7 protein-coding genes, 1 pseudogene and 1 riboswitch are annotated in these 8,315 nt (G+C 41.1%); of the genes and pseudogenes, 5 read left to right on the top strand and 3 right to left on the bottom strand.

Features of this window, described 5'->3' with window-relative positions:
• Positions 1–417, bottom strand: a 417-nt coding sequence (locus SD31_RS03685; protein WP_156138184.1) for an SDR family NAD(P)-dependent oxidoreductase, incomplete at its 3' end; no start/stop codon positions are given.
• A 243-nt stretch (positions 418–660) separates the two neighbouring features.
• Between SD31_RS03685 and SD31_RS03680 the strand changes: the two are divergent.
• The 3 genes and pseudogenes from SD31_RS03680 to SD31_RS03670 all read left to right on the top strand — a co-directional run bounded on the left by SD31_RS03680 (position 661) and on the right by SD31_RS03670 (position 4,024).
• Positions 661–2,157: pseudogene (locus SD31_RS03680) on the top strand (malate:quinone oxidoreductase).
• Positions 2,158–2,177: 20 nt separating this feature from the next.
• Positions 2,178–2,287: riboswitch (TPP riboswitch) on the top strand.
• A 46-nt stretch (positions 2,288–2,333) separates the two neighbouring features.
• Complete coding sequence (pnuC, locus tag SD31_RS03675) at positions 2,334–2,951, top strand: nicotinamide riboside transporter PnuC (RefSeq protein WP_231561130.1); 618 nt, start codon at positions 2,334–2,336, stop codon at positions 2,949–2,951.
• Positions 2,942–4,024 (top strand): hypothetical protein, encoded by a 1,083-nt coding sequence (locus SD31_RS03670; protein WP_039053153.1) that lies wholly within the window; start codon positions 2,942–2,944, stop codon positions 4,022–4,024. Before pnuC ends, SD31_RS03670 begins: the two co-directional genes overlap by 10 nt.
• A 45-nt stretch (positions 4,025–4,069) precedes the next feature.
• Here SD31_RS03670 and hisD read toward each other — a convergent pair whose 3' ends face one another.
• The gene (gene hisD, locus SD31_RS03665; protein ID WP_039053152.1) at positions 4,070–5,359 is read right to left on the bottom strand and encodes a histidinol dehydrogenase; all 1,290 of its coding nucleotides are present in this window, start codon (positions 5,357–5,359) and stop codon (positions 4,070–4,072) included.
• Positions 5,359–6,210, bottom strand: coding sequence for an ATP phosphoribosyltransferase (hisG, locus tag SD31_RS03660; protein ID WP_039053151.1), 852 nt, complete (start codon positions 6,208–6,210; stop codon positions 5,359–5,361). Before hisG ends, hisD begins: the two co-directional genes overlap by 1 nt.
• Positions 6,211–6,530: 320 nt before the next feature.
• Here hisG and SD31_RS18255 point away from each other — a divergent pair, with 320 nt between their 5' ends.
• Positions 6,531–6,677, top strand: a complete 147-nt coding sequence (locus SD31_RS18255; protein ID WP_156138183.1) for a hypothetical protein — start codon at positions 6,531–6,533, stop codon at positions 6,675–6,677.
• 40 nt (positions 6,678–6,717) lie between these two features.
• A complete protein-coding gene (locus tag SD31_RS03655; RefSeq protein WP_231561129.1) occupies positions 6,718–8,112 on the top strand; it encodes a M60 family metallopeptidase in 1,395 nt (464 codons plus the stop codon).
• Positions 8,113–8,315: the final 203 nt, after the last annotated feature.

The following is an 8,315-nucleotide window of genomic DNA, read 5'->3' as shown; positions in this document are numbered from 1 at the left end:
ATGAAAAACCGTAAAGGGKTKTTCATCATCACCTTTGATGTCCGCTTTGGTAACGTTAAATACTGATTTAAGGTTTACGTTCAATACGTCATCCCAGTTTTCTTCTGTCATACGTAATAAAAGACCGTCTTTGGTGATGCCGGCATTGTTCACCACAATATCGATAGTTCCAAATTCAGCAACAATATCGTTGATCAATTTTTCTGCCTCATCGAATTTAGAAGCATCCGAGCGATATCCTACTACTTTAGTGCCATATGCTTGCAATTCCTGTTCAAGCGCTTGTCCCTTTTCTACCGAAGAAAGGTAAGTGAAAGCTACATTAGCTCCTTGTTGAGCAAATACTTCGGCGATTTTACGTCCGATACCTTTTGAAGCACCGGTAACTAAAGCAGTTTTTCCCTCTAATAATTTCATATATTAAATGTATTGTTTGTCAATTAAACTATCCTTGATTCGACAACATTTTTCTGTGTTGTCCGCAAACAAAAATACACAAATTTTGAAATTGTGGTAATTTATTAGAAAATGACATCCTTTTTCACATATTCAACGATTGGCTACAGATTTTGATAAATTTTCTGATATATGAATAAATTTTGACAAAATCATTCGTTATAAAGCGTTACGAATATTAATTTTGCTTCAATTTAAGTAGTCATGGGTAAGAAAAAACAAAAATCAGAAGTTGACGTTGTGCTCATCGGCGGTGGTATCATGAGTGCTACTTTGGGTACGCTGATCAATGAGCTTAATCCTGATGTCGATATTGAGATAATAGAACGTTTAGACCAAGTTGCTGCTGAAAGCTCTGACGCTTGGAACAATGCGGGTACAGGACACTCTGCCTTGTGTGAGTTGAACTATACACCTCAACAGCCGGATGGTTCTGTTAAGATTGAAAAAGCTATCAAAATCGCCGAGCAGTTCGAAATTTCAAAACAGTTTTGGGCGTATTTAGTGGAGAAGGGTATCATCAAGAATCCGGAGCATTTTATCCGTAAGGTGCCACACATGAGTGCCGTTTTTGGGGAGAAGGATGTGAAGTTCTTGAAGACTCGCTATGAAACCTTGACGAAAGAGACTCTTTTCAAAGGTATGGAGTATACCGAAGACAGAGCGGTATTGGAGAAATGGGTGCCGTTGATGATGGAAGGGCGTGAAGGTAATGAACTCATGGCAGCAACGCGTATGGAAATCGGTACAGACGTTAACTTTGGAGCTTTGACTCGTGATCTTATCGCTCATTTAAGCAAAAAGGATAATATTAAGCTTTCTTTGAATCAGGAAGTAAAAGATATAGAACGTGAGGACGATGGAAGATGGGAAGTGGAAATCAAAGACCTTAAGACTGGTGAAAAGCGTGAAGTTAAAGCGAAATTTGTTTTCATCGGTGCTGGAGGCCACTCCTTATTGTTGCTGGAGAAGTCAGGCATTCCTGAAGCCAACGGTTATGGCGGTTTCCCTGTAGGAGGTCAATGGTTGAGATGTACTAATGAAGAGATTATCAAGAAACATCAAGCCAAAGTTTATGGAAAAGCTTCGGTAGGGGCGCCTCCGATGTCCGTACCTCACTTGGATACGCGATACATCGATGGCAAACAAGCTCTTCTGTTTGGGCCTTATGCGGGCTTTTCGACCAAATTTTTGAAAAAAGGTTCTTACTTCGACTTACCAGCCTCCATCAAATTGTCTAATATCAAACCGATGATTTCTGCCGGTCTGGATAATATCCCGCTGACAAAATATTTGATTACGGAGGTGATGAAGAAACCAAAAGATAAGTTGGAATCTTTGAAACAGTTCATGCCTACCGCGAAGATGGAAGATTGGGTTATTGAGAAGGCGGGACAACGTGTGCAGGTCATCAAAAAAGATCCTAAACATGGCGGTATTCTAGAGTTCGGTACAGAGGTTGTATCTAGTGCTGACGGCTCTATTGCAGCGTTGTTAGGTGCCTCTCCAGGGGCTTCTACCTCTGTTGCGATAATGATAGAGATTGTTGAAAAAATGTTTCCCTGAAAGAAGCAAAATCATCAGGAATATAGAAAGAAACTTCGTGAGATGATTCCTTCATGGGGGAAGTCTCTGAACGACAATCCAGAGCTTTGCAATGAAGTTCGTGCGCATTCGCAACGCGTACTTAAAATGGACTAATAAAAATACTTATGGGGTGCTAAAGTAGAGCTTCGGCTCTACTTTTTCGGCTGAGATTATACCCAATTCCGTATAGTGGAAGGAACCTGATCCAGGTAATGCTGGCGTAGGGATTATATCTGTTAGCTTTGACATAGCATTTCCATAAGTGAAGTTTAACTTTAAAACTCACTTATATGGAAATTTTAGACCAAATTCTTCAGGCTGCCAAGGCCACGTCATGGCTCGAGCGCTTCTCGGTGCTCTGCGGCATCATTCAAGTACTTCTTAGCAAAAACAATAAAGTTTCGAACTATCTTTTTGGAATTCTCGGCATAATTTCCGGAATGTATATCTATTTCGGGGCAAAGCTGTATGCTGATATAGCCCTGAATATGTATTATCTGATTATGAGTGTCTATGGGTGGTGGTACTGGAAGACCAACAAGGAAGCAAAAGAGCAGCCTATCACAAGGTGTAATGCCAAAGAGTGGGGGATAGTGCTGGCTATAGTGGTTGTAGGCTTCTTCATCCTGTCTTTGTCGCTCACCCATTTTACGGATTCCGATGTGCCTGTTTGGGATGCTTGGGTGTCGTCCACGGCGTGGGCAGGAATGTGGTTGTTGGCCAGACGAAAGATAGAAAACTGGATATTACTCAATATCAGTAATGTCGTTAGCCATTCCTCTTTTGATTCACAAAGAGCTATATCTGTTTGCAGCGCTGACTTTATTTTTATTTACAGTAGCCATCTTCGGTTTTTTCAAATGGAAATCGATAATGAAAGAACAAAACACTATTTAACATGCAACTAAACGAAAACACGATCATATCTTTGCAGGAGGCTCAACAAAAAAGCATAGCCGCCAAACAGCTGGTTGAAGAGCAACTCCGTATCATATACGAGAACAACTGGTTTAATATATGGGTTCCCAAAGAGTATAATGGGTTGTCTTATAGCTTATTAGAGGGATTTAGGTTGTTTAAAGATTTAGCGTATGTTGACGGGGGGATGGCTTGGACAATAACGCTCTGTTCTGGAGCTAACATGTTTGCCGGCTATATGGATCCGGTGGTGGCCAAAGAGACTTTTCAGAATCCTAAAGTATGTTTTGGAGGGAGCGGCCGTGCCAATGGTAAAGCGGTCTTTGATGGTAAGAGGTTTACTCTGTCAGGGACGTGGCAATATGCTACGGGAGCACCTCACCTTACCCATTTCACCTTGAATGCACAAGTGTATGATGGGCAAATGCCCCGTGTGGATGGACAAGGACTACCCGTGATCTTTTCTTTCTTTGTGCCACGAGAGCATGTGCTTATACATTATGATTGGAATACTTTTGGCTTGGAATGTACAGCATCACATAGCTTTTCTTTAGATAATGTTGTAGTGTCTGCCGCTAATGCTTTCAGATTAATCCCTGAGGAGAGAAAAGTGGACTCTGCTCTTTTTCGTATTCCTTTCATGACGTTTGCTGAGCTTACACTATTGCCCAACTATATAGGCATGTATAAGCGTTTCTTGGACCTTACAGAAAAGTATTTTTTCCAAAAGGCTAAAGACACCGTGTGGGCCGAGCAATATAGCAAACAGCATTTCCGTCTGGTAGATACTTTACAGCAAAAGCTGGAAAATGATGTAGTAAAAATAGAAGATCTTATCCTTAAGTTATGGACCTTCGCAGAATTAACACATGAGGCTTTTGATCCTCGCTTGTTGGACGAAATAGCTTCCATTTCAAGAGCTATAGTAAAAGATATTCGTGAGCAGGTGTGTTATATCTTTCCTTTATTGGGAATAAGTGGGGCTCAGCGGGAAAACGAAATTAATATTGTGTTCCGAAATATTTTTACGGCGACACAACATAGTCTTCTAAACGTAAGATAAAAAGGGAGAAACTCAGCTTCTCCCTTTTTATATAAGAACAATGAATTATTTTTCTTTTCTTATGGTTACAGCATTTTTATGCGCCTGTAAACCTTCTAACTCGGCTAAAATCTCTACTATAGAACCTATCTGCTGAATACCTTCTTCGGAGATAGACTGAAAGGTTATTTTCTTTATAAAGGAATCTACCGAGACGCCGGAATAAGAACGTGCATATCCCGATGTAGGAAGTGTGTGGTTGGTGCCTGATGCGTAATCTCCGGCACTTTCGGGAGTGAGATGTCCCAAAAACACTGAACCGGCATTTAGGATTAGAGAGGTTACCATGTGCCAATAGTCGGATTCAATAATAAGGTGTTCCGGCGCATACAGGTTAGAAAAGTGGATAGCGCTTTTCAAGTCTTTGGTAATAACTGCATAAGAATTGGCAATAGCTTTTGCGGCAATTTCTTTTCGTGGTAGCACCTCTAGTTGTTTCATAAGCTCTTCGTTGACGGCATCAACGATGTTGCTGTCAGTAGCTACCAATACAGCCTGGCTGTCTGCGCCGTGCTCTGCCTGCGCCAGTAGGTCTGCAGCGACAAAAGATGGTTTTGCTGTCTCATCGGCGATGACCAACACTTCTGACGGGCCGGCAGGCATGTCAATACTTATATTGGTGAGACTTTGTACGAGGCTTTTTGCTTTGGTGACAAATTGATTGCCGGGGCCGAAAATTTTGTCCACTTTAGGAATACTTTCGGTACCGAAAGCCATGGCGGCGACGGCCTGAGCTCCTCCTACGAGATATATGCGTTCTATTTTCAACAGCTTGAGGCAATATGCTACAAAACCATTTATCTTGCCATCCCTTTGGGGAGGAGAACATACTACAATTTCTTTACATCCGGCAATACGTGCGGGCACCCCAAGCATCAATAGGGTAGAAGGAAGTACTGCAGATCCCCCCGGTATATATAGACCTACCTTTTCTATCGGACGCGGCTCACGCCAGCATTTTACACCCGGCATGGTTTCTACGACACGCTCACGCTTGGTTTGTGAACTATGAAACTTGTGTATGTTCTGAAAAGCAATCTCCAAGGCACGCTGTTGGTCGCGCTGGATCGTTGCAGCCAACGATTCTATCTCTTCCTGATCTAGATACAGCTTGTCCAGCTGCACCTGATCATATTTAGCCGCAAAGTCTTTCAAGGCTTTGTCTCCGTTGTGACGTACATTGTCGATAATCTCAAATACGGCAGACTGTATAGCCTGATTTGGATCGGTGTTGCGTAAGACCAGCTGTTGTAGATCTGCAGCCGTCAGCTCTTCGTATTTATATTTCTTTAGCATTATAAGATAATCTTTTCAATAGGCATTACCACTATACCTTGTGCTCCTGCAGATTTAAGCACATTGATTTTACCCCAAAAGTCCTCTTCCGAAATGACGGTGTGTACAGCAACCCAGCCTTCTTCCGCCAAAGGCACTACGGTAGGACTTTTCACGCCATGGAGCAACTCGGTAATCTTTGGTAGGTTGACCCTCTCAACGTTAAGCACAACGTATTTGGTCTCTTTGGCACGTAGTACAGACTGTATACGCTGAAGGAGTTCGGCAACCGTCTGATTGTCTTCTAGCCCATCACGACCTATAAGGATGGCTTCCGACTTTCTCACGTCGGCAAAAGCTTTTAACCCATTGCTTTTTAGTGTTCCTCCAGTGGATACGATGTCACAGATGGCATCGCTCAAGCCTAAACCCGGAGCAATCTCCACAGATCCTGAAATAATCTGTATGTCTGCGTTGATATCATGTTCATCAAGGAAAGATTGGAGGATGACAGGGTAGGAAGTAGCAATAGATTTGCCGTTTAAATCTTTGAGCTCCCGGATAGAAGAATCTCGTGGAATGGCAATTTTCAAAGAACACTTGCCGAATCCCAAACGTTGCAGATAGTTTACTTGGGCTTGCGTCTCGTCGATAACATTTTCGCCTACAATACCCAGATCTGCAATGCCTTGCTCTACATATCCCGGAATATCGTCATCTCGGAGGAATAATATTTCAAGATTAAAATTACTTGCTGTAGTGATTAAAGAACTTTTATAGTTTTCAAAGTCTAAACCACAGTTTTTCAGTAACTGTACGGATTTCTCATTTAATCTACCCGATTTTTGGATAGCTATCTTTAGATTTTTCAAGGCTATTTGATTGTTTGTTGATGATCAATATTATTAAATAAACTGACTATTGGGAAAATGTTGCTTCACGTAGAAACAAATAAACTTTACATATCGCCGCGAAGGCGATGATGGAAATGCTTATGGTATGTGAAGAAAAGTGTCATTTATTTCAATAATACTTGGCAAAGTTAACCCATTCATGTAGTTTTTGCAACATTTTTTGAGATTTATTAATAATAATTTAATGTTTTGAGGTCTTGACATATCATATCATTTCAAGAATGCTAATTTTTTGATAAAAGATAAATAGTATCTTAGTAATGCCATGTAACTAAATTATGAGAGCCATTATCATCACCTTAATAGGCCTTCTTCTATCCACAGGAAGCTTTGCACAGCATAGCTATATCTACGATGAAGTTCGTAAGGATTTGGAAATTTTTGAAGATAGCTTAGCGTTGGAGCTGAAGAAAAAAAATATCTAGGAAAAGCATAAATAAACTTACATATGAGTCTGTTAAAAATGTGGCCTTGGCCATCTTGAAGAATGACTATAGGCCTACTTATCTGGCGGCAGAATATAAGGCTATCTTGGATCCACGTACATTGGGTCGGATATTGAGTATAGGCGATGGATACAGTAAATATGAGAATGTGACGGGAGTGTTTCTTCAAGAGGGTCAGCATATTATCCTCGTCAAAGGATTGGCTGAAGGAAAGACCGTAAAATTGCTCGTGCCACATTGGTTGCGAAAAGCTCCAGATCCTGCAAATCCCACCAAAGATCCTAACGGATGGGGGCTTCATCGACAAGAATTTATCCTGAAAAACGGTATCAACCTCATAGAACTTAAAAGCTATGGTGGCCTAGCCTACATAGGATACTACTCTGATAATCCGGAAGGAGAGCCTCCTATAGCGATTCATTTTCTTACGGGAGAGGAGAATGGCTATTTTGATATTGCCAAGCATAACAACGAAGATTGGAACCGATTTCTTTATAATGCTGTCTATCCCATTCTAGATGCAAGAGGAACCCATATTCAGATAGCATATCCAGTAGATGACTTGAAGAAATACGCCTATGGACGAGGAGTGGAACTCATATCGATATACGACTCGCTTGTTTACCGACAACATAGACTTATGGGATTGGAAAAGTATCAAAAAGTCCCAAGGAATAGAATTCTGGCACGAGTAAATTTCAACTATTACATGTTTAGGGATGGCGATGGGGTAGCATATATGGGTGACAAGCAAGGATATGCCATGCATATGGTTGCAGATCCAGATATGGTAATGAAAGGCGATCCTTGTTGGGGATTCAGCCACGAAGTGGGACATGTACATCAAACCAGACCCATGTTTAATTGGGGGGAGGCTTGGGAGAGGTTAGTAACAATCTGTTTTCCATGTATGTATGTCGTTTTTTTGGAAACAAATCTCGTTCTTGCACAACAGAAAAACTACGAGAAAGCTCGGAAGAATATTATTGAGAAAAGAATTTCTTATTTAGCGGATCCGGACGTTTTTAATCGTTTGGTACCCTTCTGGCAGCTTCAGCTTTATTTTGAAAGCATAGGAGAAAATTCAGACTTCTACGCTGACCTTTTTGAAGAGTTAAGGAGGCAGGCAGCTAAACAGCAGGAGCATCACACTTCTTCAGGTAGACGTAGAGCAGAAAGGAATCCTGCCATCCACCAGCTGAATTTCATAAAAACAGCCTGTAAAGTAAGTCAAGTTGACCTGACAGATTTTTTCGAGAAATATGGGTTCTTTTATGTCGGGAGAATGGAATACGAGGATTATGGCAGATATGTGTATGAGATGACACAAGAGATGGTTGACAAGTGCTTTCAGGAAATAAAGGCAATGAATCTTCCCAAACCAAAAGTAGATATTTCAAGTCTTACCGACTGATAAAATAGGCGTTATCATATTTTATAACGCCTATTTGAGTACGATGATATGCTTATTGTTAAGTAATATACTGTATGTTAGGCGTGGATGATTTTCTAAAAAATTCTCATGATGAGGTGCTGGTAATACGACCTTGATTTCTCTGGTCCATAAGGAACGAAAAAAGTATGCCTTGTTGACGCATACTTTCGTCCACAAGATTG

Origin of the sequence: Sphingobacterium sp. T2 (assembly GCF_000814685.1) — a bacterium.
Classification (GTDB): Bacteria; Bacteroidota; Bacteroidia; order Sphingobacteriales; family Sphingobacteriaceae; genus Sphingobacterium; species Sphingobacterium thermophilum.
The sequence above is the reverse complement of the archived record's forward strand: the minus strand, read 5'-3'. Positions and strand labels throughout refer to the sequence as shown.